20 protein-coding genes are annotated in these 22886 nt (G+C 60.1%); 11 read left to right on the forward strand and 9 right to left on the reverse strand.

The window, feature by feature from the left end; genetic code table 11:
• Positions 1-156 precede the first annotated feature (156 nt).
• Positions 157-1332 carry a ribonuclease D gene (locus ACOOHD_RS03910; protein ID WP_420460260.1) on the forward strand — a complete coding sequence of 392 codons (1176 nt, stop codon included), beginning with the start codon at positions 157-159 and terminating at the stop codon, positions 1330-1332.
• On the opposite strand, the gene ACOOHD_RS03915 is transcribed toward ACOOHD_RS03910, so the two are convergent.
• Genes ACOOHD_RS03915 through ACOOHD_RS03945 form a run of 7 tightly spaced genes read right to left on the reverse strand, consistent with a single transcriptional unit; the run spans position 1316 to position 8469 of the window.
• Positions 1316-2413, reverse strand: a complete 1098-nt coding sequence (locus tag ACOOHD_RS03915) for a glycosyltransferase family 4 protein (protein WP_420460261.1) — start codon at positions 2411-2413, stop codon at positions 1316-1318. The two genes, ACOOHD_RS03910 and ACOOHD_RS03915, sit on opposite strands and share 17 nt — an antisense overlap.
• Positions 2410-4308 (reverse strand): RecQ family ATP-dependent DNA helicase, encoded by a 1899-nt coding sequence (locus ACOOHD_RS03920; RefSeq protein WP_420460262.1) that lies wholly within the window; start codon positions 4306-4308, stop codon positions 2410-2412. Before ACOOHD_RS03920 ends, ACOOHD_RS03915 begins: the two co-directional genes overlap by 4 nt.
• A gap of 11 nt (positions 4309-4319) precedes the next feature.
• Entirely contained in the window at positions 4320-5051 is a 732-nt protein-coding gene (gldF, locus tag ACOOHD_RS03925; protein WP_420460263.1) for a gliding motility-associated ABC transporter permease subunit GldF, read from the reverse strand.
• Complete coding sequence (locus ACOOHD_RS03930) at positions 5052-5699, reverse strand: hypothetical protein (protein WP_420460264.1); 648 nt, start codon at positions 5697-5699, stop codon at positions 5052-5054.
• A 16-nt stretch (positions 5700-5715) separates the two neighbouring features.
• A complete protein-coding gene (gldA, locus tag ACOOHD_RS03935) occupies positions 5716-6630 on the reverse strand; it encodes a gliding motility-associated ABC transporter ATP-binding subunit GldA (RefSeq protein ID WP_420460265.1) in 915 nt (304 codons plus the stop codon).
• A gap of 10 nt (positions 6631-6640) precedes the next feature.
• A complete protein-coding gene (locus ACOOHD_RS03940; RefSeq protein ID WP_420460266.1) occupies positions 6641-7600 on the reverse strand; it encodes a succinylglutamate desuccinylase/aspartoacylase family protein in 960 nt (319 codons plus the stop codon).
• Entirely contained in the window at positions 7597-8469 is an 873-nt protein-coding gene (locus tag ACOOHD_RS03945; RefSeq protein ID WP_420460267.1) for an ATP-grasp domain-containing protein, read from the reverse strand. Before ACOOHD_RS03945 ends, ACOOHD_RS03940 begins: the two co-directional genes overlap by 4 nt.
• A 175-nt stretch (positions 8470-8644) precedes the next feature.
• Here ACOOHD_RS03945 and ACOOHD_RS03950 point away from each other — a divergent pair, with 175 nt between their 5' ends.
• From ACOOHD_RS03950 to ACOOHD_RS03970, 5 genes are read left to right on the forward strand one after another with little or no spacing between them, the layout of a single operon-like run.
• Complete coding sequence (locus ACOOHD_RS03950; RefSeq protein WP_420460268.1) at positions 8645-9865, forward strand: FG-GAP repeat domain-containing protein; 1221 nt, start codon at positions 8645-8647, stop codon at positions 9863-9865.
• Positions 9866-11089 carry an FG-GAP repeat domain-containing protein gene (locus ACOOHD_RS03955; protein ID WP_420460269.1) on the forward strand — a complete coding sequence of 408 codons (1224 nt, stop codon included), beginning with the start codon at positions 9866-9868 and terminating at the stop codon, positions 11087-11089.
• A gap of 3 nt (positions 11090-11092) precedes the next feature.
• A complete protein-coding gene (mnmH, locus tag ACOOHD_RS03960; protein ID WP_420460270.1) occupies positions 11093-12109 on the forward strand; it encodes a tRNA 2-selenouridine(34) synthase MnmH in 1017 nt (338 codons plus the stop codon).
• A gap of 4 nt (positions 12110-12113) precedes the next feature.
• Positions 12114-12596, forward strand: a complete 483-nt coding sequence (locus ACOOHD_RS03965) for a TRAP transporter small permease subunit (RefSeq protein WP_420460271.1) — start codon at positions 12114-12116, stop codon at positions 12594-12596.
• Positions 12593-13891 carry a TRAP transporter large permease gene (locus ACOOHD_RS03970; RefSeq protein ID WP_420460272.1) on the forward strand — a complete coding sequence of 433 codons (1299 nt, stop codon included), beginning with the start codon at positions 12593-12595 and terminating at the stop codon, positions 13889-13891. The genes ACOOHD_RS03965 and ACOOHD_RS03970 overlap by 4 nt, the downstream gene beginning before the upstream one ends.
• Positions 13892-14082: 191 nt before the next feature.
• On the opposite strand, the gene ACOOHD_RS03975 is transcribed toward ACOOHD_RS03970, so the two are convergent.
• Positions 14083-15450 carry an MFS transporter gene (locus ACOOHD_RS03975; RefSeq protein ID WP_420460273.1) on the reverse strand — a complete coding sequence of 456 codons (1368 nt, stop codon included), beginning with the start codon at positions 15448-15450 and terminating at the stop codon, positions 14083-14085.
• A gap of 129 nt (positions 15451-15579) precedes the next feature.
• On the opposite strand from ACOOHD_RS03975, the gene ACOOHD_RS03980 reads away from it, so the two are divergent.
• The 3 genes from ACOOHD_RS03980 (at position 15580) to ACOOHD_RS03990 (ending at position 18903) form a co-directional block, all read left to right on the forward strand.
• Positions 15580-16788 carry a pyridoxal phosphate-dependent aminotransferase gene (locus ACOOHD_RS03980; protein WP_420460274.1) on the forward strand — a complete coding sequence of 403 codons (1209 nt, stop codon included), beginning with the start codon at positions 15580-15582 and terminating at the stop codon, positions 16786-16788.
• Between the two features lie 106 nt (positions 16789-16894).
• Complete coding sequence (locus ACOOHD_RS03985; RefSeq protein WP_420460275.1) at positions 16895-17263, forward strand: BlaI/MecI/CopY family transcriptional regulator; 369 nt, start codon at positions 16895-16897, stop codon at positions 17261-17263.
• Complete coding sequence (locus ACOOHD_RS03990) at positions 17260-18903, forward strand: M56 family metallopeptidase (RefSeq protein ID WP_420460276.1); 1644 nt, start codon at positions 17260-17262, stop codon at positions 18901-18903. Before ACOOHD_RS03985 ends, ACOOHD_RS03990 begins: the two co-directional genes overlap by 4 nt.
• On the opposite strand, the gene ggt is transcribed toward ACOOHD_RS03990, so the two are convergent.
• Positions 18900-20585, reverse strand: coding sequence for a gamma-glutamyltransferase (gene ggt, locus ACOOHD_RS03995; RefSeq protein WP_420460277.1), 1686 nt, complete (start codon positions 20583-20585; stop codon positions 18900-18902). The two genes, ACOOHD_RS03990 and ggt, sit on opposite strands and share 4 nt — an antisense overlap.
• An 84-nt stretch (positions 20586-20669) precedes the next feature.
• Between ggt and ctlX the strand changes: the two genes are divergently transcribed.
• Both ctlX and ACOOHD_RS04005 read left to right on the forward strand, forming a co-directional pair.
• Positions 20670-21572: a citrulline utilization hydrolase CtlX gene (gene ctlX / locus ACOOHD_RS04000; RefSeq protein WP_420460278.1), complete on the forward strand. Its 903-nt coding sequence runs from the start codon at positions 20670-20672 to the stop codon at positions 21570-21572.
• A gap of 79 nt (positions 21573-21651) precedes the next feature.
• Complete coding sequence (locus ACOOHD_RS04005; RefSeq protein WP_420460279.1) at positions 21652-22845, forward strand: hypothetical protein; 1194 nt, start codon at positions 21652-21654, stop codon at positions 22843-22845.
• Positions 22846-22886 lie beyond the last annotated feature (41 nt).

Consider the following 22886-nt stretch of genomic DNA (forward strand, 5'->3'; position numbering starts at 1 on the left):
TAAATTTTAGCGGGAACAGCTTGGTGGGCTGGGGGGTTGGGTGTAACCTTTGCGGTAACATCATGTTAAGTCTCGTAGAGTGACCCGCGCGGTATGCGTACGTCACACCTTACGTAGCCCCTAAAATGGACGGCTATTTGACTTGAAACACCTCTCATGACCGCAGCCGGTATCGACTACACCTTCATCAACACAGCCGAAGGGCTCCTCAACTTTAAGCAACAGCACCGCGACATAGACTGGCTGGGCTTCGACACCGAATTCATCGGCGAGAAGCGCTACCACACCCTGCTCTGCCTGATCCAAATCAGCAGCGCGCACGGGTACTTTTTGCTCGATCCGCTGGCCATCGACGACCTCGGACCATTGCTGGAGATCATCCAGGACCCCGCGGTGGTCAAAATCACGCACGCCGGCGACAACGACTACCGCCTGCTGTACCGGGCCCACGGCATTACGCCCGCAAACGTATTCGACACCCAGGTGGCGGCCGCATTTATCGGGCACCGCTATCCCACCAGCTTCGCCAAACTCGTAGAGGCCGAGACGGGCGAGCGGGTCGGAAAGGGCTACGCGGTTACGGATTGGTCGCGCCGCCCCATGAGTGATAAGCAGGTTAAGTACGCCCTCTACGACGTGGTGTATCTCCGCCAACTCTACGACACCATCACCGGCAAGCTCCGCGCCAACGGCCGCCTTGATTGGGCCCTGGAGGAGTGTGCACTGATGACGGACCCCGACTACTACTACCGCGATCCGCACCACGAACTGCTGAATAGCAACATCGCGCGATCGGGCAAAACCAAGGAGCGTATTTTTCTGCTCCGCCTCTACGAATGGCGCCGGGCCCAGGCCGAACAGCGCAATTATTCCAAAGAGATGATCTTGTCCAGCAAACTCATCGGGCAGCTCGTGCGTGGCGTGCGGGGCGGCAGGGAAAGCATGCAAGAGAACCGCCGACTACCGGGCAAGACCGTGAGCCGCTACGGCGACCTGTTCGTCGACTTCTACACTACGCCCGCTACCCCCGAAGAGCTGGCCGTGGTGAAGCAGATTCAGCGCTCAACTCAGGACGATGATGACGATGATATGATCATTGAACTGTTGTACCTCCTCATGAAGTACCGTGCCGCTGAGGCCGACATCAGCCACGCCCTGGTGATGCCCCGCAACGCCATCAAGCGCATGAAGCAGGACGAGAGCGTGCGCCAAAGTATCCTCGGCTCCGGCTGGCGCCGCGAGCTACTCGGTGAGGATTTTGTGGGCTGGCTGAAGAATTTCGACCGGCTAAAGCTGCGGATTGAGGGGGGGAAGATTAGTCTGGTAGGCTAGCTTCAATAGCTGAATAAATTTTCAATAGCTTCCCCTCCTCCCGCTCCCAGCAAAGCTCCTCCGCCGCCACCCGGCAGTTCTCCCGTAAACGGGTGTAGGCCTCCGGATGATCTAGTAGGCGTTGAATTGGGGCGGCAAGCCCAGCTGCGGTAAGCTTGGTAAGCAGCTCAAATACCCCGTACTGCTCGTTGATGCTGCGGTACTCGGGGTAGTCCATCTGGATACTCGGCAGACCGGCCTGGATGTAGTCAAGAGCCTTGTTAGCCAGGCTGTAGTAGTAGCTTGGGCTAGAGTCTGCGAGCAGGTTGATGCCCAGCCAGGCTTTGGCGGTTATCTCGGGCAGTTTGGCCGGGGGGTGGAAGCCGGCAAACCAGACGCGGTCGGTAAGCTCGAGGGTGGCAGTAAGTCGCTTTAGCGATTCCTCCTCGGGGCCGGAGCCGACGATCCACAACTTACACTCAGGCAGGAGGGTCAGAGTAGCGATGGCAGTTTCAACGCCGCGTCCGGGATTGAGCATACCCTGATACAGTATTACTCCTCCAAAATTTTCTTTATTTAAAATATTTTCTTTTACGGGTAAGTTTCTGATTACCGAAAACGGCGCGTCGTAATCCTCGGCTAACAACCGAGCGAGCTGCGGAGCTACGGTGTAGCGTGCGTCGGTTTTGGGCACGAGCCATCTACCAAGCTGACGCCAAAATCCCCGGATGGCGGGGCGGTTGACCACCTCAGGGGTTTCACTAAACCACTCGTGGGCATCGTAGACAATCCTGACCTGCCGACTACGTAACAGGGTGACGGGCAGTAGGGTATCGAGGTCGACTGCGCAAATTACATCGACTGGCTGTCGGTTTAAATAGCGGTACAACCGGTAGTTAAATTCTAAGTAGAACAATTTGCCCGAGGTGTACCGACAACGAAGGCGGTGGGTAACGTAGGGATGGTCGGGTAGGGGCATGCTAGTGGGCAGAAGGCGGCCCACGAGCTGCACCTGGTGACCCGCCTGCTGGAGGCTGCTGCAGATGCGGTGCATGCGCTGGTCGTGGCTCAGGTCGTTGGTGACGGTGCAAATGATCCTCACGGATGGCGGAGTTTGTCGCCGTCTTTAATGACGATACCTTCGTTGATCAGTGCCTGAAGGTATCCGGACACGGTAGGGCTGGTTAGGCCGTTGAATGCCCGCAGCACGGTACCGATACTGACCTCACCCCGTGGCTGTAACAGCTCCATGACCTTATCGTACACCTGTCGGTTGGTGGGGGGCGTCACGGACTGGCGGCGGCACACATCGCAACTCCCGCACGCGGGCGGGTCCTGCTCGCCGAAATACCCGAGCAGCTGCTGGGATCGGCACTGCTCGTCGCCCTCGCAGTAGGCGATCATGGTGTCGATACGGTGGCGGGCGCGTTCCTTTAGAAAATTGTAGCGGGCTTCGTCGATGCGTAGGTTATCGGGGTCGATGCGTTCTTCCACAAAGACCACCTGCGGGCCCTGCCGCTCGGGGGTGTAGTCGATTACGCCATCACCGCGCATCTTGACTAGGATGCGGCGCAGCTCCTCGGCGGAAAGCTGTAGGAAGTTGGCGAGCGAACCTTCCCGCAGTTGTACCGGATTGACGAAGGCACCCTGGGTGGTGCGTAGGATGGACTTGACCATCTTATCGACGCGCGGGTTTTTGAGCTGGTAGTCGTAGAGTCGTTCCTTAGGTACGACGAACTGCAATTGGGCGGCTTGCTTGAGGTCTTCGGTGAGGATGATGTAGCCCGACTGCTCTAGCGCCTTGAGTCCGCTGTACGCCTGACGGATGTCGAAGCCGAAGTTCTGACTAAAGCGCGTAAGGTCGAATTCGAAGGTTTCGCCCTGCCCGCCACCCACGGCCAGTTGCAAGTAGCTGCCCAGGGCGCGGTACATGCGCTTTATTTCGGTAATGGGCGGATAGCTATAGGTCCAGTTGCGCAGCAGCCGCTCTCCATCACTCGTATGGTAGAGCATGACGGCATAGCTCGGATCGCCGTCCCGTCCCCCGCGACCGGCCTCCTGGAAGTAGGCCTCGGGGCTGTCTGGCGGTCCGTAGTGAATCACCGTACGCACGTCCGGCTTATCGATACCCATTCCGAAGGCATTCGTGGCTACGATGACGCGTAGCTTATCGGCGATCCAGTCGGCCTGCCGCTGGTCCTTTTCGGCCGGTTCGAGTCCGGCGTGGTAGGCGGCGGCGGGGATGCCCCGGCGGCTAAGTTTGTGGGCGATCTCCTTAGTAAGGCCGCGACTGCGCACGTACACGATGCTGCTACCTCCGACCCCCTCCAAAATTTTGACGAGTTGGTCCTCCTTCCCGGGCGGGTGCCGGACGATGTACGATAGGTTTTCCCGGGCAAAGCTCTGCTGAAACACCCCCCGCTGCTTACCGAACGATAGCTTGTCCTGGATGTCCGTCACTACCTCGGGGGTGGCCGTAGCCGTTACGGCGATGAGCGGCACTTTGGGGTGTAGCTCCCGTAGCTCCGCGATGCGCAGGTAGGCCGGCCGAAAGTCATAGCCCCACTGACTAATGCAGTGCGCCTCATCCACGGCGATGAGCGAGACCGGCATGCGACGGATACGCTCCTTCGCTAGGTCGGTAAGTAGGCGTTCCGGACTCAGGTACAGCAGTTTCGTGTTCCCGTACACGGCATTGTCCAGGATGCGGTCGATGTCGCTTGTGCGCAGTCCGCTGTAGATCGCTTCGGCCACGATGCCGCGCTCACGAAGCTGCCGTACTTGGTCCTTCATTAGGGCGATCAAGGGAGATATCACTAGGGTCACGCCTTCTAGGGCCAGCGCCGGAATCTGGAAGCAGAGACTTTTGCCGCCGCCGGTGGGTAGTAGGGCCAGAGTATCCTGACCCGCCAACACGCTCGATATAATCTCCTCCTGGAGGGGGCGGAAGCTGGGGTAGTTCCAGTACTGTTGGAGGATATTTTGCGGGGTGGGCATACTGGGATAAGCTACCACTTCCGCCGCGCCAAACTAAGTAGCGTCAGCAACAGGAACAGGGCCGTGACGCTCAGGAAGTATACCACGTCGCGGGTATCGATGAGGCCCCGCCCCAGGCTCTGAAAGTGCTCCTGCATGCCGAGACTACTAATGAGGCGGTCGCCGTTGCCGTAGAAGATGGGCAGGGAGGCCAGGTAGTCGAAGCCAAAGTAGCACCAGAAGCACAGGGCCAGGGCCAGCAGGAAGCTCACCACCTGATTGGTGGTCAGGGCGCTGGCGAATAGGCCGATGGCGACGAAGGCCATGCTGAGGAAGAGTAAACCGATGTAGCTGCCGATGGTGCCGCCAGTGTCGATATTGCCGACGGGCTCGCCCAACTGGTAGACCGAATAGTAGTACAACACCGTAGGCAGTAGGGCGATCACTACCAGCGTCACACAGGCCAAAAACTTACCCAGTACAATTTGCCAGTCGGTCAGCGGACGGGTCACCAGCAGCTCAATGGCGCCGGTCTGCCGTTCCTCCGCCAGGGCGCGCATGCAGATGGCCGGGATAAGAAAGAGCAGCACGTTCGGGGCTAGGGTGAAGAACGGACCCAGGGTGGCGTAGCCGTAGTTCAACAGGCTGGTCTCTGGAAACACAAAGAGAAACAGCCCCGTCACAATCAGAAATACGCCGATCACGACGTAGCCGATCAGACTGGCGAAGAAGGCATTGATTTCCTTGCGGTATACGGCAAGCATCTAGGGGGTACGGGTTCGGGTAGGGAGCAGGAGGGGATGGCGCTCGTTGTAGAGCTCCAGGGCTCGGAGGAGCTTTGCCGTATCGTCCGGCGGTGTACGCTCCAGGGCGGCCACCAGGTCCTCCTCGCGGGCTACCAGGCGCATCACGGTGGGATGATCGAAGGACAGTCGCTTTCCGGTCGCGCTATCCAGTATCCGGTACAGGCGCCGCTGCCGGTCTCGCTCCACGTAGCCCTGCCGAAAGACCTGACCGTTGACCGGATTATAGGCCTTCATCAGTTGCCGGCTATGGATCAGCGTATCGTACTGTAGGGTAGCGTAGCGCCCCACGCTACGCAAACCGGCAAATTCGTGAAAACCGCGCTTGCCGTCTTCCCGCACGAAGAAGTAGGGTAGCCCGTGCAGTGCAATGGCGTACGGGGGCACGTAGTCGCGGTCGCGGTAACCGAAGTTGTCGACCTGCACCCGGTAGTCATCCGGCAGTTGTACCATCTCACCGACTATGCCCTCCCAAAAGACGTCCGGCCGGTTGGCCAGCAGGCTAGCGTTAGAGAGGTATACGCCGTCGGCGAAGCGAAAATCCGCGTTGAAGGTGCGGTCCTGGGCCAGCAGCCAGAAGGGAAACACCAGTACCACGAGCCACTTCATCACGGGCTAAAGGTAGTTATCTGGCGGTAGTGAGGGCCCGGAAGACCTCCTCCACGCTCAGCACCTCGGGGGTGAGGGTCAGGAGGGTGAGGTCATGGGCAACGGCAAACCGAAAAACTGCGGCCCGCACCTCCGTGTCCTGCTCGAGGTATAACCGATACCGGGCCGGCGGCGAAACCACGGTCACCCGCTTGACCCCCCCGATTCGTTCCAGCTCCGCAACCCCCACCGTGCGGTCAAACTCCACCAGCAGCGACCGCTCCCCCCGCAATCGCCGCTCCAGCCGCTCGATGGGGTCGTCGGCCACCAGTCGGCCCCGATCGATGATCACCACCCGGTCGCAGATCGCCTGCACCTCCTGCATGATGTGGGTACTGAAGATTACGGTTTTCTCCCGCCCCAGTTCTCTGATCAGCTCCCGGATCTCCGCCAGCTGATTGGGGTCGAGCCCGCTCGTAGGCTCATCCAGGATCAGCACCGCCGGATCGTGCAGCAGCGCCTGCGCCAGGCCTACCCGCTGCCGGTAGCCTTTAGAAAGTGCCCCGATCTGTTTGTGCGCCTCCCGCCCCAGGCCAGTGCGCTCGATGAGGTGGGCGATGCGCGACTTGGCGTCCGTCACCCCGTTGGTCTGGGCGGCAAACTGCAAGTACTCACGTACGTACATGTCCCGGTACAGCGGATTGTGCTCCGGCAGATAGCCCACCGCCCGCCGCACCGCCAGGCTATCGGTAGTCACGTCATGGCCCGCCACCGTGACCGTGCCCTCGGTCTGGCTGAGGTAGCAGGTCAGTATTTTCATCGTGGTGGTCTTACCCGCTCCGTTGGGTCCCAAAAAACCGAGCACCTCCCCGGGCCTAGCCGCAAAGCTGATGCCATCCAGGGCGAGCTGATCGCCGTACCGCTTCGTAAGTCCTGCTACCTGTACTGACATGCTCGACGACTTAATACCCAATGTGAAACAACGCATCCCCCTGTCCCACCAGTGCCGCATTGTTGTGCCCGATGATGAAGCCGTTGCGCGGGGCCAGGATGCGCTTGTTCGGCCGTACCCCGTGCGGATCGAAGATGGTGCCGATCGGCTCCCCCTTGCGGACCGGGTACCCGCTCCGCTTCGTCCACTGAAACAGCCCCGCCCGACCGGCTCGCACCCAACTGCTATTGGTTATACGTATGGGCTGCCGCTCGTCTGCCCCGCTAGCGGGTGGAAGCATCTCCCGGGCTTCGAGTAGCCGCCGGATGCCGGCCATCCCTTCGGCGATGCTACGCCCGTCGTAGCGCAGGTTCTCCCCGCCTTCGTAGGTCAGTACCGAGAGCCCCAATGACTTGAGGGCCGAACGCCGCAGCGACTTCACCGGCGCCCGCGCGGCCAGCAGCACGGGTGGGGCGAACTGCTCGGCGGCCCGTAGCGCACCCTCATCGTCGGGCGAGTAGCGGATCTGCGGAAAGTTGAATACGCCCCGCCCGCCGGTGTGGAAATCCACGGCCAGGTCACAGTGCGCCAGCAGGTTTTTGCTTAGTCCGTAAGCCACCCGACTGGCCAGCGATCCGGTGGCGCTACCCGGAAAGCTGCGATTCACATCCTTACCATCCGGCACATCACGCCGAAAATTATCGAAGCCGTACACATTGAGCAGCGGCACTACCACCGCGGTACCCGCCACTAGCTTATCGAATAGCTTTTGCTTCAGGCCACGCCTGAGGATTTCCACCCCGTTGATCTCATCGCCGTGCACCCCGGCCAGAAAGAGCAGGGTAGGCCCCGGCTTATAACTCCGAAACACGTGGGCTTTGATTGACACCGGACTCCCGCTCGGTAGCTGTCCGGCCACCAGCTCCACCACCCCCGACTGACCGGGGTAAAATTCGCCGCTAGCGACCGTCAGGGGGGTGATCTCACTCATGCTTTACTGGCTGCGTGTTCGATGATGGCCCCGGCGATGTCTACCCCCGTGGTGCCCTCGATGCCCTCTAGGCCGGGACTTGCGTTGACCTCCATCACTAGGGGACCGCGCTTGCTGGGGATCAGGTCGACCCCCGCTACCTCCACGCCGATCAGGGCCGCGGTGCGCAGGACCAGTGCTTCGTCGGTCGCATTCAACTGTACCGGCACCGCCGAGGCCCCGCGGTGCATGTTGGCCCGAAACTCCCCCTCGGCGGCCGTGCGCTCCATCGTAGCCACGATGCGCTTACCAACCACTAGCGCACGGATGTCGCTTCCCCGTGATTCGCGGATGTACTCCTGCAGTAGCACCCGGTCCTGTAACTGCAGGAAGCCCTCCACCAGTCGTTCGAGTTGGTACATATTATGGGCCAGGGCCACGCCCACGCCGTGGGTACTCTCCAGCAGCTTCACCACCACCGGAAAGGGGGCTAGCTTTTTGGCGATCAGCCGTGCCTCGAAGATCGAAAAACAGAGTACCGTACGCGGTACGTCGATGCCCGCCGCGGTCAATTGTTGCAGGCAGCAACTTTTATCGCGGGCCAGCAGCAGCGCATCGGCCGGTAGCGTATGCGGTACGCCCAGCACGTCCAGCTGCCGGATGATCGACACGCCCCGACTCGTAATATTCGCCCCGATGCGCGGTATGACCACCTCGCCCAGCCTCAGCGGGGAGCCATTGTGTAGAAGCGCGCTCTTCGTCCCGCCCAGGTACATACTGCACAGGGCGTGGTCCACTACCTCCACCTCGTGCCCCCTTTGTTCCCCGGCTTCCACCAGCCGTCGCGTACTGTACAATCCGGGCCCCCGGGAAAAAACGGTCATCCGCATGGCCGCAAAGGTAAGTGCGCTTTTGGCTATCTTTCCCCCTTCCGGCATCCCCCCTGGTAGATCAGGTTTGCGGGCGGGGCCGCCGGTGCCACATCCATCGAATTACCCCACCGACGTGCTCGCGCTGCCGCCACCTCCGTAGCACCCGCGACCCCGCCCGACTTAACTCACCTTCATGCGCTACCTTAGTTTTCTCGTCCTACTCACCCTGTACGCCTGTGGCAACGATAGCCCGGCCCAAGCAGACCCCACGGAAGAGCAGCAACCGATCATGACCTTCACCAGCCACGAGATCATGGATACGGCCAATACGTGGTGGGCCCTCACCATTGGGGACGTCACCGGCGACGGGCTGATGGACGCCGTGTACATCAACAACAATGCCCACGGCGGTTACCTGGCCTACCGTAGCGGACAGACTGCCGACGGCATCTGGCAGGAAACGATCATTGCCGAAGCACCCCCCACCGGCGGCACCTTCGCCTCCGGCGACCTGGAAACCGGCGATATGGACGGCGATGGCGACGTAGACGTGCTGGCGGTCAAGCACACCGGTGAATGGGACGATGCCGCCGACCAGGCCGAAGTGTTCTGGTACGAAGCTCCCGACTGGACCCCCCATACCGTGGGTGATGCGCGCGGTGCCGTTAAGGACCTCAGCATCGCCGACTTCGACGGGGACGGCCGTAACGACCTGGCCGTGCTGACCTTTGAAAACGAAAACCTGCGCATCCACCGGAGCAACGAGGACGGTACCTCCACCATGGTGGCTGATCTGACCGCCCCCGGTCTGCACGAGGGCATGGACGTGGGCGACCTGGATGGCGACGGCGACGTCGATGTAGCGGCCAATGGCTACGTCTGGATGAACCCCGGCGGGGACCTGATCGGCGAGTGGCAGCGCGAGGAGCTCAGCCCCCAGTGGCACACCCAGACCGGCGACTGGAGCGCCAACGGTACTAAGAATGCCGTAGCTGATATGGACGGCGATGGCCGCCCGGAGGTGTTCGTCACCCACAGCGAGCGGGCCGGCTATCCGCTGGCGATGTATTCCCGTAGCGACGATGGGACCTGGTCCGAGACCGTAATTTTAGACAGCATTCCGGCCGCCCACACCCTACAGGTCTTCGATATGGACCTGGACGGCGATATGGACATCGTGACCGGTATCAACAAGGGCCGGGCGGTCAACCTGGACGTCGATCACTTCGAGGTGATGGTGCTCGCTAACGACGGCAACGGTAATTTCACGGAGGACGTGATTGCCCAGGGCGGCATCTACAACGGCCGGGTTGCCGACTTCGAGGGCGACGGTGACTACGACATCTTCCGCCTGCCGGAACACGAGGCTAAATCCCTCTACCTACTGCGTAACGAGACTAAAGGCAGCAAATAGATGACTAGGATATACTACCGCTACGCCCTGCTACTCGCCACCGCTTACCTGCTGCTGGGGTGCGGCAACGACGCCAACGTCCGGTACGAGAGCGACGAATCTACCACGACGGCAACCCTACCCACCGACCGCTGGACCTACATCGAAGTCGACAGCAATAAGGCCATGTGGGGCGACTACGACGATCCGGAGTGGCTACGCTATTTCGGTCTGGCCGCCGGCGACCTAAACAACGATGGGTATATGGACATTGTCTCCGGCCGGAACGTCTACCTCAATCCCGGTAACAATATGACCGGGCCGTGGGAGAAACTCGATCTGGGCCGCAACGTTGATGCTAACCTGATTATCGATTACAACGGAAAGCCAGCCATTCTCGCCGAAGCCCTACCCGACGTGTACCTATTCACCAGTAGTGACGACGGCACCGACTGGACCGATGGGCAGGTGGTCGCCCAGGTACCCGCCACCGGGCACCATAATGGACAAGGCTATAAGGTGGCCGATGTGTTTGGCGACCACGGAGGGGATGAGGTGATCTACGCCAGCCTAGGCGGACTCTTCATTTTGGATCCCAGCAGCGATGCACCCTGGACCGTCACGCTAGCGGGTAAGGATGCCTCCGACGAAGGCTTCAGCGTAGCCGATATCGATGCGGACGGCGACCTAGACCTTGTCAGCGGCTTTCGCACCGCGGGGGGAGACCCGGAGGTGCCTACCGTAGTGGTGTGGTTTGAGAACCCCGGTAAGCTCACCGAAGACTGGCAGCGCCACGAGATCGGCACCACCGTCTACGCCACCGACCGCGTGGAGGCCGCCGACCTCGACGGCGACGGCACAACCGACGTGGTCATCGCCGAAGAACGCTACCCGGGCCTGGAGCCCGACGCTAGCCTCTTCGCCTACTTCCAGCGCGATACCGGCTGGGTGCGCGAAAAGATCGTTACTCAGTATAGCATGAACAACCTGAGTCTGCCGGACCTCGACCAGGATGGCGACACCGACATCGTAACCAGCGAACATAAGGGGCCGGAGTTGAGCCTACAAGTTTGGCTCAACGACGGCAGCGGCACCTTCACCCGCCAGGAGATCGACCGCGGCAAGGAGAGCCACCTCGGGGCCCAGCCCTACGACATGGACGGCGACGGCGACCTGGACCTCATCAGCATCGGGTGGGACCAGCACCAGTTCGTACACCTGTGGCGCAACGACGCGATCCAGTAGCGTATGGAAAAACTCAGTCCCGCGGAATACTTTGCCCTACCGGAGCAGCCGGTGTTACTGGACGTACGTAGTCCGGGGGAGTATACTGCGGGACACATCGGGGGTGCCGTGAGTCTGCCGCTCTTCGACGACGCCGAGCGGGCCGAGGTGGGCACGCTGTACAAGCAGACGAGTCCGGATGCCGCCCTGCTGCGGGGACTGGAGCTGGCCGGAGGTAAGATGCGGCTGCTGGTGGAGCAAGCTCGCGACGCCGCTCCCGCCGCACGAGTGGTCGTACAGTGCTGGCGGGGCGGTCAACGCAGTGCCAGTGTAGGCTGGCTGCTGGAGCAGGCCGGGATGCGGGTAGCCCAACTCTCCGGTGGCTACAAGGCCTACCGCACCTACGCGCGGGCCTGGCTGGGGGAGGCCCACCATGCGCTGCGGGTGCTGAGTGGACCGACGGGTTCGGGCAAGACCTCGGTACTGCACGCCCTCCGCAAAATGGGGGCCTCCGTGATCGACCTTGAGGGCTTAGCGAACCACAAAGGCTCTTCCTTCGGCGCACTGGGCGAGGCGCCCCAACCCAGCTCGGAGGCCTTCGAAAACATGCTCTTTACGGCGCTGCGCGCGCTACCCACCGACCGCCCCGTATGGGTGGAAGACGAGAGCCGCATGATCGGCACGGTCTGTCAGCCCGACGCCTTTTACGAACGGCTCGTCGCCGCACCGGTCGTCGAATTGGTGCAGCCCCTGGAGTGGCGGGTCGATAACCTGGTGCGGGATTATGCGAGTTTCCCCGGGCAAGGTCTCGTTGCTGCCTTTACCCGGCTGCGTAAAAAGCTCGGCGGACAGCAGCTGCAAGCAGCCCTCGACGCCCTGGAGCGGGAAGACTACGCTACCGCCTGTCGCATCGCCCTGGTCTATTACGACAAGGCCTACGCCCACTACGCGGAGCGCAAAGAGGTAGCCCCGCTATGCCACATTGAGGCCGCCTCCCCGGATCCGACAGCTATTGCCCGTCAGCTACTCGCTAGTGAATAGGTTGATGCACGGGGTCGAAGCGGTCGTCACCTGGCTGGGTCGCTGGGCCGGCTACCTCAACCTGGTGTTGATCGTGCTGGTCGTTGTCGACGTACTGCTTCGCTGGCTGCTCTCCCTCACTGCCGCCTGGGTGATCGAGCTGGAGTGGCACCTGTTCTCCCTGATCTTTCTGCTGGGTATTCCTTATGCCCTACAGCAGGACCGCCACGTGCGGGTCGACCTATTCTACGAGCGTTTCGGGGAGCGGGACAAGCGCTTGGTCAATCGTGTCGGTGCGCTTTTTTTCCTCCTTCCCTGGGCCGTGGTGCTCTTTGTCACTAGCGCCCGCTACGCCGCCGAGGCCTGGGCGGCGGGGGAGGGGAGCCCTAATCCGAACGGCATTCCCTACTACTTCCCCATCAAGGCGGTGGTACCGCTGGCCGCCGCGCTGCTTTTTCTACAAGGACTGGCGCTGCTGTGGCGGGACCGTAAACCCACCACGGCGTGAGTCTGGCGGTTATTGCCCTGATCCTGTTCGTCAGCATCTTTCTGCTGGTGCTCTACGGCTATCCGGTAGCCTTTACGCTCGGGGGGCTCAGCCTGCTCTACGCCCTCTGTTTTCTCGACTTCAGCGTGCTTACGCTCCTCCCCAACCGGGTGATGGGCGTGATGGACAATGCCGTGCTACTGGCCGTTCCGCTGTTCGTCTTCATGGGTATCATGCTGGAGAAAAGCGGACTGGCGGAGCGCATGCTCTCCAGTATGGCTAGTCTATTCGGATCGGTACGTGGCGGTATGGCCGTCTCCGTAGTCGTGGTCGGGGCGCTCCTGGCGGCCTCTACGGGTATTGTCGGGGCTACGGTGATTACGATGGGGTTGATCAGTCTGCCGCCGATGCTGCGCCAGGGCTATCCGGCACCACTTGCTACGGGCGTCATTGCTGCGTCGGGGACGCTGGGGCAGATCATCCCGCCCTCGGTGGTTTTGGTACTGCTGGGGAGTGTGCTACAGGTCAGTGTGGGGGCGCTATTTCGGGCGGCGCTGTATCCGAGTTTACTGCTGGTAGCTGCGTACATCGTGTACATCCTGGTGTTGGGGGTGCTTCGTCCGCGGCAGTTTCCTACTCCGGACCGGCAGCGCGTATGGAATCGGAGCGTGCTGTTGGGGGTCCTCCAGAGTCTTTTCCTACCGCTCCTACTGATTGTGGTGGTGCTGGGCAGTATACTTGCCGGTATCGCGTCTCCCACGGAAGCGGCGGGGGTCGGGGCCGCCGGTGCAATCCTTTTGACGGCACTCCAGGGCCGCCTCACGTGGGCCGTGACGAAGGACGTATGCCGCGATACGACCCACCTCACCAGTATGGTCTTCATGATTCTGCTCGGGGCTACGACCTTCTCGCTCGTATTCCGGGAGCTCGGGGGCGACCGTTATCTGGTCGGTCTGATCGAACGCAGCGACCTGCCGGAGTATCAGTTTCTGGCACTGGTGATGCTGGTCGTATTCGTGGCCGGCTTCTTCATCGACTTCATCGAGATCGTTTTCATCATCGTGCCGGTGGTGACACCGGTCTTCGTGGCCTACGGTACGGACCTGATTTGGCTAGGTATCCTGCTGGGTATTAACCTACAGACCAGTTTCCTCTCCCCACCCTTCGGCTTCGCCCTGTTCTATCTCAAGGGGGTGGCCCCACCGGAGGTGACTACGGGGCACCTTTACCGGGGTATCGTGCCGTTTCTGCTCATTCAGGTGGTCTTGCTGGCGGTAGTGGTGTTTGTGCCGCACTGGTTGGGGGTGGGGGGGTAGATCGCAGCGCGGCGTAAGTAAGCAGCGGGGCCCTGCGCGCCGACGGCGCCACAGACCCCGCTGCCAAGGGTGCCCCTTCCAGGGACAGCCCGTACCGAGCCTGACTGCGCACGGCACGTCCCTGGAAGGGGCGCCCTATCTCGCAAAGGCTGCAAGGCCTTTGCGAGAAAAGTTAGATCAAGAACTACAGCTCAAGTAATCGGCTCAATAGCATTCTTAGGCACCGCAAAATCCACCACCACGTCATTATCATCCACGATCAAGCAGAGCAGTCCGGCTAGGAAAAAGGACACTGCCCCGATCACCAGGGCGTAGATCGACACATTGCCAAAGAAGATGCGCAGAATAAAACCCAGGATGCCGGCCGCCACGATTTGCGGAATGACGATGAAAAAGTTGAACACCCCCATGTAGTAGCCCATCTTATCGGCCGGCAGAATGCTGGAGATGATGGCGTAGGGCATCGAAAGGATACTGGCCCAGGCAATGCCCACCCCCACCATCGACACGAGCAGCAGGGTAGGGTCACTGATGAATAGCACGGAGAGTAGCCCCAAACCACCACAAAAAAGGGCTAACAGGTGAGTCACCCGGCGGCTCAATTGCTTGGCAACTACCGGTAGCAAAAAGGCCACGAGGGCGGCCACGCCATTGTAGACCGCAAAGCAGATCCCCACCCAGTCTGCCCCCTCATTGTACAGGGCGGAGTTGGTATCGCTGGTACCGTACACGTAGCTGGTTACTGCCGGAGTCATATAGATCCACATTGAAAAAAGGGCGAACCAGGAGAAAAACTGCACGGCCGAGAGTTGTACCATCGTCTTCGGCATTTTGAAGATGCCCATAAACGATTCTTTAATGCCGTCGTAGATGCCGACGCCAGCGTTGTCGGCGCGTAGTTTGGCTAGGTTATCCGGGGGGTACTCCTTGGTGTTGAAGACGGTCCACATCACGGCCAGGAAGTAGGCACAGCCCCCCAGGTAGAACGACCAGCGTACCGCATCCGGGATAGCCCCTTCCGGAGCCGTATTCGTCACGCCGAACCAATTGGTAAACATCCAGGGTAACGCCGAGGCAATCACCGCCCCCGTGCCGATGAAGAAGCTCTGCATGGCAAAGCCACTGCTGCGCTGCTCGTTGGGTAGCATATCACCCACGAAGGCGCGAAAGGGTTCCATGCTGATATTGATGGAGGCGTCCAGCAGCCACAGCATGAGTACCGCCATCCACAGGGCGGTGGAGTTGGGCATCAGGAACAGGGCCAGGGTGGCCAGTATGGCACCGGCAGCGAAGAACGGACGTCGCCGACCCCAGCGCTCGCTCCAGGTACGGTCACTGTAGTAGCCGATGATGGGTTGCACCAGCAAGCCAGTCACGGGGGCAGCTAGCCAGAGGATGGGCAGCTCGTCCTGCGAGGCACCGAGGGTTTCAAAGATGCGACTGACGTTGGCGTTCTGCAGCGCAAAGCCAAACTGGATGCCGAGAAAGCCGAAACTCATATTCCAGATTTGCCAGAAACTCAGCCTGGGCTTATACGAACCGATCGATACCTGCGACATATGGGTAAGATACCCTTAGCCGTTCCACTTCACGAAATTGTTTGCACCTGCCCCCGATAGCTATCGGGGCGCCCGCCTATTCTTTGCGCGGGTACGGTACGTATCTTCGCCGGCACAACCACTCCCGATATGACTACCACCGCCACCTCCCTGCTTTCCGACCGCGTCCAGCACATGGAAGAGTCCGCCACCCTACGTATGGCCCAGCTAGGTCGCGAGGTGAAGGCAAGGGGCTTTGACGTGATCAGTCTGAGCCTGGGCGAGCCCGACTTCGACACCCCGGAGCACATCAAGCAGGCCGCTAAGGAAGCCCTCGATCTGGGACTGACGAAGTACACCCCGGTGCCCGGCACCCCGGAGCTTAAAAAAGCCATTTCCGATAAGTTCAAGCGGGAAAATGGCCTCGATTATGCGCCCTCCCAAATCGTGGTCAGCACGGGGGCTAAGCAGAGTATCGCCAACGTGTGCTATGCCCTGCTCAATGAGGGGGACGAGGTGGTGATCCTGGCTCCCTTCTGGGTCAGCTACTCCGCTATGGTGGAGGTGGCCGGTGGCAAACCGGTCATCGTTGGTGCCGGTATCGAGGAGGATTTTAAGGTACAGCCGGAGGCGATCGCAGCCGCGATCACGGACCGGACCAAATTCATTCTCTTTTCCTCGCCCTGTAATCCGACCGGCTCAGTGTACACCGCTGACGAGCTCGCCGCGATCTCCCGGATGCTGTTAGACTATCCCGATGTCTACGTAGTTTCCGACGAGATCTACGAGCACATCAACTTCACCGGGGCGCACGCCAGTATTGGTACCTTTCCTGAGGTAAAGGACCGCACCATCACCGTGAACGGATTTTCCAAGGGTTTCGCTATGACCGGTTGGCGGCTCGGTTACCTGGGGGCCCCGCAGGACGTGGCCGACGCCTGTAGCAAACTGCAGGGACAGAGCACCAGCGGAGCAAACAGTATTGCGCAGTACGCAGGTGCACACGCTTTGAATAGCGACCTGGGTCCGACCTACGCGATGAAGGAAGCCTTTGGCCGCCGCCGCGAGCTCATCATCGAGGGCCTGGAACGCATCGAGGGCCTGAAGGTAAACCGGCCGCAGGGTGCCTTCTACATCTTTCCGGACGTCAGCGCCTTTTTCGGTAAATCCAGCGGGGAATACACTATCACCAACGCCGACGACCTGGCCGAGTACCTGCTACTAAATGCCCACGTTGCCACCGTAACCGGAGATGCCTTTGGAGCACCCAACTGCCTTCGGATCAGCTACGCGGCCAGTGAGGAGCAGTTGCGCACGGCGGTAGAGCGGATCGGGGAGGCGTTGGCGGCGCTTGCGTAAGGTTAGGGCTTGTAGGCCAAGCAATAAATTTTTGGAGGTTTAACCGGCAGACTTGCAACTATGACCCGAAAGGTCTACATTTGTAGAACAACAACTACAAAAGTAGATGGAAGCTTTGTCGTCGGCTGAAGAACAACTGATGAAGTACCTGTGGGTGCTGAAGCGCTGCTTTATGCGTGACTTGCTCGAAGTATTGCCCGAGCCAAAGCCCGCTAAGACTACCGTGGCCACGCTGCTGCGGCGGATGATTGATAAGGGCGTGGTGGGGTACCGGACGTACGGGAACAGTCGGGAGTATTATCCGCTGGTGAGTAAGCAGGTTTACTTCGGGCGGCAGCTGCGGGGGATGGTGAGGGATTTTTTCAGCTCATCGCCTACAGAGCTCGCATCACTCCTCACGGGGGAAGCCAAATTGAGTCGGGAGCAACTGCGGGAATTGCAGCGGTTGATCGACGAGAAACTCGAAGAGCAATGAGCTGGCCGATGTACCTCCTGAAGGTAGCCGCCGTGCAGGGACTGTTGCTCGCCGTTTACTATCTGCTCTTTGATCGCCTTGCACTCGGGCACTTCAAACGGGCCTATTTGCTCATTGCCCTAGCTTGGAGTTTCCTGGTGCCTGTGATCCCCGTGCTTACGGTGTTCGTCGAAGATGCATCATTACCCAACGCCACGGGGCGGTCCTTTACTTATCAGGTAAATGATACTGCGGCCGCTGACACATCTTTCGGGGGCACTGCCTGGGATGGAATAACGCTGACGATCGCTTTACTCAAGCTAATCTACCTAGCGGGCGTGTGCTATGGAATTGCTCGTTTGGGTTCCTTTTTCCAGTCCATTAGGACACGCCTACAGACGGGTACCCGACACTGGGTGGATGGGGTACAACTTGTCATATTGCCTTACGCAGTTCCAAGTCACTCCTTCCTGCAATGGGTATTCTGTGCAGAAACTTCTCGGCCTAGTCGTGCAGTGCTAATCCATGAATCTACCCACGTCCGGCAACTACATTCCATCGATCGCCTGATAGTTGCGGCACTAAAACTTGCGTGGTGGTTTAACCCTGTAATCTGGCTGTACGAGCGCGCAATCAGCGATAACCATGAATTACTCGCCGACCGCAGTGTAGTGCGCGCCGGATTCGATCCGTATGCCTACCAACGCGAGCTTGTTCACCAACTCCAGCTACAATCAAAGGACTACTCTTTGGCGAGCGGCTCTTCCTTTCACGTGACTAAAAAGAGGTTTACTATGATGACAACGCAAGTTCCACCATTCAGCCGGATTCTTGGCCGATGTGTACTACTCACCTGCTGTATGGCCCTAACCCTCCTTACTTTAGGGGGCAGAGCATACGCGCAGCAATTGGATCATACCCATTCTATTACTACCGCTGAACAGGTTGAAGAAAAAACTTTACAGCGCACATCACAGCAACCGCCGGAAGACGAAATGACCCTGAGCGCACCGGATGTAGGGGATGCCTTCAACTTGACAGAAAACAGTGAGGGAGGTCATTCATTCACCTTTTGCGTACCGCAGCAGGCCAGGATGACGGAGTGGCAGTCCCCCAGATACCAAGTCTACGTCAATCGTCAAAGAGTACATGCTGACCAACTCTCGAGGTATAGTGGTAACCAATTCGCCCACTACTACGTCAGTCCCGTCCCTGGCGAAGTGACCCGTGTAGATATTTATACCGAGGCGCAAGCTTGGCGTGAACTACGGGGAGATGAGGGCCCTGCCCTTCCGCCGCCTCCGATGACCTCGACGCTGGGAATAGTTGATACCGTCGCACCACCACCGATTGACCTCACACAGGTAGCACCCCAGGCTCCCACTACCACCCAACTAACGGAGTGGACTGGATCAACAGCATACGGTATTTGGGTAAATGGTCGAGAGATGCCAGCCGACCAAGTAGCCAGCTATCCGGCCGGCACATTTGTGCACTATCAGCTCTCGGAATTGATGCTCAATGCGGTCAACTACGGCAAGCAGAAGTACCAAGTCGATCTCTGGACCGCCCCACAGTTTGAACGGGAGTTCAGGGAAGAAGGCGGGGCATCACGGCCTAACATTCCGCCGCCACCGCCTCCATCATTGAAAAAAGGCTAATACCCCGCCACATCATCATCCGGATTCCGCCCATCGGCCGCCGCCTGTAGCCTACCATCCTCCAGTACCTGGATGGCCTTGACGACGGCCATGGCCTCCACCTCACGAAACTGGTACCCGAGAGCGGCAAGACTATCTAGCGTACCTCCATTAAAGGCACCGGTCTCGTACAGGATCTGGTCCGGTAGCCACTGGTGGTGAAAGCGGGGAGCAGCAACGGCCTCTGGCAGGGTCATGCCGAACTCAGCGACGTTGAGGAAGGTCTGTAAGACGGCGGTGATAATCGTCGAGCCACCCGGTGCGCCGAGTACCATGAAAAGCTGGCCGTCGCGCTCGACGATGGTGGGGGTCATGCTGGAGAGCATCCGCTTACCGGGCTGGATGGCATTGGCCTCCTTGCCCACGAGTCCGAACATATTAGGTACGCCGGGCTTAGCGCTGAAGTCGTCCATCTCGTTGTTGAGGAAAAAGCCCGCCCCATCGACCATCACCTTGCTGCCGAAGTTGCCGTTGAGGGTGGTGGTGATGCTGACGGCGTTGCCGAGGCTATCTACGATGCTGATGTGGGTGGTCTCGAAGGTCTCCTTCATGGCCATCTGTCCGGCTGCGATGACGGTGCTGGTGCCGGCGGTATCGGGGCGGAAGTCGGCCATCCGGGCGCGGAGGTAGGCGTCGTTGAGTAGGCTATCGACCGGTACGGGGTAGAAGTCGCTATCGCCCAGGTACTCGGCCCGGTCGGCGTAGGCGCGGCGCATCGCCTCCACCATGAGCTGAGTGGCCCGGGGGCTCTGGAAGCCGTAGTCGGATAGGGGGTAGTCCTCCAGCATCTCGGTCATCTGGGCCAGGGCAACGCCGCCGCTGCTGCTGGGCGGCATAGAGATGATGGTATACTGCTTGTAATCTTTCGTAATAGGCGCTTTCCACTTTGGGGCATAGGCGGCTAGGTCCTCCAGACTGATCAGGCCCCCTCCGCTACGCATTTCCGCCGCGATGAGCTCGGCGGTTTCCCCGCGGTAAAATCCGTCGTGGCCGTCGGTCTGTATACGCACCAGCGTTGCCCCAAGTTCCGGTTGTTGCACCTGCGTGCCCGACACCATGTTACTGTCTGAGAAGGGCGTGGTGGTGTTAAGGGATTGAAAATCAGCGTGGTACCGCTTAAGGCGACCGATCTCCGCTTCGCTGAGCCGGTAACCGTTCACCGCCAGGTCGATGGCCGGTTGCACCAGATCGGTCCAGGGTAGACTGCCGAAGCGCTCGTGCATGGCCGCGATGCCCGCTACGGTACCCGGTACCCCCACCGCGAGATGCCCCAGGGTACTCAAGCCCTCCGTAACGTCGCCGGCCGAGTCGAGGTACATGTCGCGGTTGGCAGCAGCGGGCGCCGTTTCGCGGTAGTCGAGGGTAATTGGATCTCCCGCGGCCGGGCGGTAGACCAAAAAGCCCCCGCCCCCGAGATTGCCCGCCCGGGGGTACACTACGGCCATCGCGAATTGTACGGCTACGGCTGCATCGATGGCGTTGCCGCCCCGGCGTAGTACTTCGGCCCCTACCTCAGTCGCCAAGGGATGAGGACCGACCACCGCGGCCGTGGAGTAGATCGCCTCTTTCTGTGCTTCGTAGTCTACCTGCGGCACATCGCGGCAGCCGTAGAGGAACACCAGGAGTAGCGGGAGATACTTCATGCTATACATTTGCGGGTAAAATACAGCGCCGGCTACAGGGGCCGGTCCCAGTCTATGGAGCAGCAAACTACACATCACCTACTGATGGTCCGTCCGGCCAATTTTGCGCGGGCAAGTGAAACGGTGGCCGATAATTCCTTTCAGCAGCCCGTAGCCAATGAAAGCTTTGCCGCCATTGGCACGCGGGCGGTGGCGGAGTTCGACTGCTTCGTGGAGCTGCTGCGCGAGGCGGGCGTCGAGTTGACCGTTGTCGAGGATACGCCCGTACCGGTGAAGCCCGATGCCATTTTCCCTAACAACTGGTTCTCTACCCACGCCGACGGTACCCTGGTGACGTATCCAACCTACTGGCCGCAGCGAAGACTGGAACGCCGTGACGACGTGGTGGAACGCCTACGCCAGGAGTTTCAACTAGCTGATCGCATCGATCTGAGCGGCTGGGAAGCGGAGGGCCAGTTCCTCGAAAGCACTGGCTCATTACTACTCGACCGCGGAGCGCGTATCGCCTACGCCTGCCTGTCCCAGCGGTGTAGCCCCAAGGCGGTGCACGACTGGTGCGAGCGAATGGACTATAAGCCGATCACCTTCCACGGCTATGACCTGCGCGGTGCGGTCATCTACCATACGAACGTGATGATGGCCCTCGGCACGACCCACGCCGTGGTGTGCCTGGATGCGGTGACCGACCCGGTGGAGAAGTCGAAGCTTACCGAGAGTCTGATGCTTTCCGGGAAGCGCATCGTCGGGCTATCGCTGGAGCAGGTGGACCGGTTTGCCGGCAATATGCTGGAGGTGGTCACCCCACAGGGACCGCTGTGGGTGATGTCGACGGCTGCCTACACGGCACTGGACCCGGCCCAGGTAGCGGCGCTGCTGGAGCCCGGGGGAATGCGCATTCTGCACACCGATCTTGGTACTATCGAGCGCTACGGTGGCGGTAGTGCGCGCTGTATGGTGGGCGAGATTTTCTTGCCGCCGCGGCCTTAACAAACCTTAATTTACCTTAACCCGACCGTCACACCTACGCTCTGTCGGCAGGCCTACTTTTGTCGTAAACGCATACGACATGAAGCGCCCCTACCGTCATCAATTGCTCCTTCTGCTGGGACTATTGGTCCTGGCGTTTCCAGCTTGTACCTCCGTACAGGAGCTCGTCGAATCCGGTCACTACGAGCAAGCGATCGATTTGGCTCAGCGTAGGCTCACGGGTAAACAGAAGAAAAACCCGAAGTACGTAGCTGCCCTGGAGCAGGCCGTCAACCGGGCCAATGAGAACGATCTTAACCGGGCGCAGTACCTCACCGAAACCGGCTCGCCCGACTGGGTGCGCATCCACAGCATTTACGACGACATCCTGCGGCGGCAAAATGCCCTGCGTCCTCTACTTCCCCTGATCGACAGGGACGGGCGCAAGGCCAACTTCCGTTTCGTGAAGGTGGAGGGGCTGATCGTTGAAGCCAACGCCAAGGCCGCCGAGCAGCTCTACCGGCAGGGGCTATCCCAGCTCGAAGCCGGGCGTAAAGGGCAAAAAGCCGCCGCCCGCGCTGCCTATAGCTACCTGGACCGCGTCGACAACTACCACCGGGGGTACCGCGATAGCCACGAGCTACTCGCCGAGGCCCGTGACCTAGGTCGGGTGTACGTCACGTTGGAGCTAGTCAACGAGAGTGGGGCCTATCTACCCCGTGAAATCCAGGACGAGTTATTGCGCCTACGGCCCGGTGACCTGGATGACTTCTGGCGCGAGTTCGATTTGGAGCCCCGGGCTGACCGCCAGTACGATTACAATGCCCGTATCGTGCTGCGTGACGTGGCCGTCAGCCCCGATCAGCTTTCCGAGCGCCGCTACGTGGACGAGGCCAAGATTGTCGACGGTAAGGAATACGTCCTCGACGAGCGCGGTAACGTGGCGAAGGACACCCTAGGAAACGATATTACCCGCCCCCGCGAGGTGATCGTACAGGCGCAGGTGATCGAGGTGTTGCAGCAGAAATCGGCCCGGGTCATTGGCAGCATCCAGGTTTATAACCTCCGTGCCGACCGTCTGGTCGATGAAGACGAGCTATCCGCCGAGGCCATCTTCGAGCACTACGCCAGCACCTTCCGGGGGGATGAGCGCGCCCTGACTTCCGACAGCCGTACCCGCATCGGTAGTCAGCCGCTGCCCTTTCCCTCCAACGAATTGCTAATTTTTGATGCTGTTAACCTGCTCAAACCCCAACTGGCCGAACGCCTGGCTAGTAGCAGCCGGCTTATTTGATCCCAAAAACTGTTGGCTATTCCGTAGTTAAGGTTGCGCTC

This window comes from Neolewinella sp., assembly GCF_965214665.1.
Lineage (GTDB): Bacteria > Bacteroidota > Bacteroidia > Chitinophagales > Saprospiraceae > Neolewinella.

Coding starts and splice junctions, on each gene's coding strand:
- ACOOHD_RS03920 (WP_420460262.1), bottom strand. CDS start 4,308: ATGCCCACCCCGCAAAATATCCTCCAACAGTACTGGAACTACCCCAGC.
- gldF (WP_420460263.1), bottom strand. CDS start 5,051: ATGCTTGCCGTATACCGCAAGGAAATCAATGCCTTCTTCGCCAGTCTG.
- ACOOHD_RS04005 (WP_420460279.1), top strand. CDS start 21,652: ATGAAGCGCCCCTACCGTCATCAATTGCTCCTTCTGCTGGGACTATTG.
- ACOOHD_RS03955 (WP_420460269.1), top strand. CDS start 9,866: ATGACTAGGATATACTACCGCTACGCCCTGCTACTCGCCACCGCTTAC.
- ACOOHD_RS03990 (WP_420460276.1), top strand. CDS start 17,260: ATGAGCTGGCCGATGTACCTCCTGAAGGTAGCCGCCGTGCAGGGACTG.
- ACOOHD_RS03945 (WP_420460267.1), bottom strand. CDS start 8,469: ATGCGGATGACCGTTTTTTCCCGGGGGCCCGGATTGTACAGTACGCGA.
- ggt (WP_420460277.1), bottom strand. CDS start 20,585: ATGAAGTATCTCCCGCTACTCCTGGTGTTCCTCTACGGCTGCCGCGAT.
- ACOOHD_RS03940 (WP_420460266.1), bottom strand. CDS start 7,600: ATGAGTGAGATCACCCCCCTGACGGTCGCTAGCGGCGAATTTTACCCC.
- ACOOHD_RS03930 (WP_420460264.1), bottom strand. CDS start 5,699: ATGAAGTGGCTCGTGGTACTGGTGTTTCCCTTCTGGCTGCTGGCCCAG.
- gldA (WP_420460265.1), bottom strand. CDS start 6,630: ATGTCAGTACAGGTAGCAGGACTTACGAAGCGGTACGGCGATCAGCTC.
- ACOOHD_RS03950 (WP_420460268.1), top strand. CDS start 8,645: ATGCGCTACCTTAGTTTTCTCGTCCTACTCACCCTGTACGCCTGTGGC.
- ACOOHD_RS03980 (WP_420460274.1), top strand. CDS start 15,580: ATGACTACCACCGCCACCTCCCTGCTTTCCGACCGCGTCCAGCACATG.
- mnmH (WP_420460270.1), top strand. CDS start 11,093: ATGGAAAAACTCAGTCCCGCGGAATACTTTGCCCTACCGGAGCAGCCG.
- ACOOHD_RS03975 (WP_420460273.1), bottom strand. CDS start 15,450: ATGTCGCAGGTATCGATCGGTTCGTATAAGCCCAGGCTGAGTTTCTGG.
- ACOOHD_RS03910 (WP_420460260.1), top strand. CDS start 157: ATGACCGCAGCCGGTATCGACTACACCTTCATCAACACAGCCGAAGGG.
- ACOOHD_RS03965 (WP_420460271.1), top strand. CDS start 12,114: ATGCACGGGGTCGAAGCGGTCGTCACCTGGCTGGGTCGCTGGGCCGGC.
- ACOOHD_RS03985 (WP_420460275.1), top strand. CDS start 16,895: ATGGAAGCTTTGTCGTCGGCTGAAGAACAACTGATGAAGTACCTGTGG.
- ctlX (WP_420460278.1), top strand. CDS start 20,670: ATGGTCCGTCCGGCCAATTTTGCGCGGGCAAGTGAAACGGTGGCCGAT.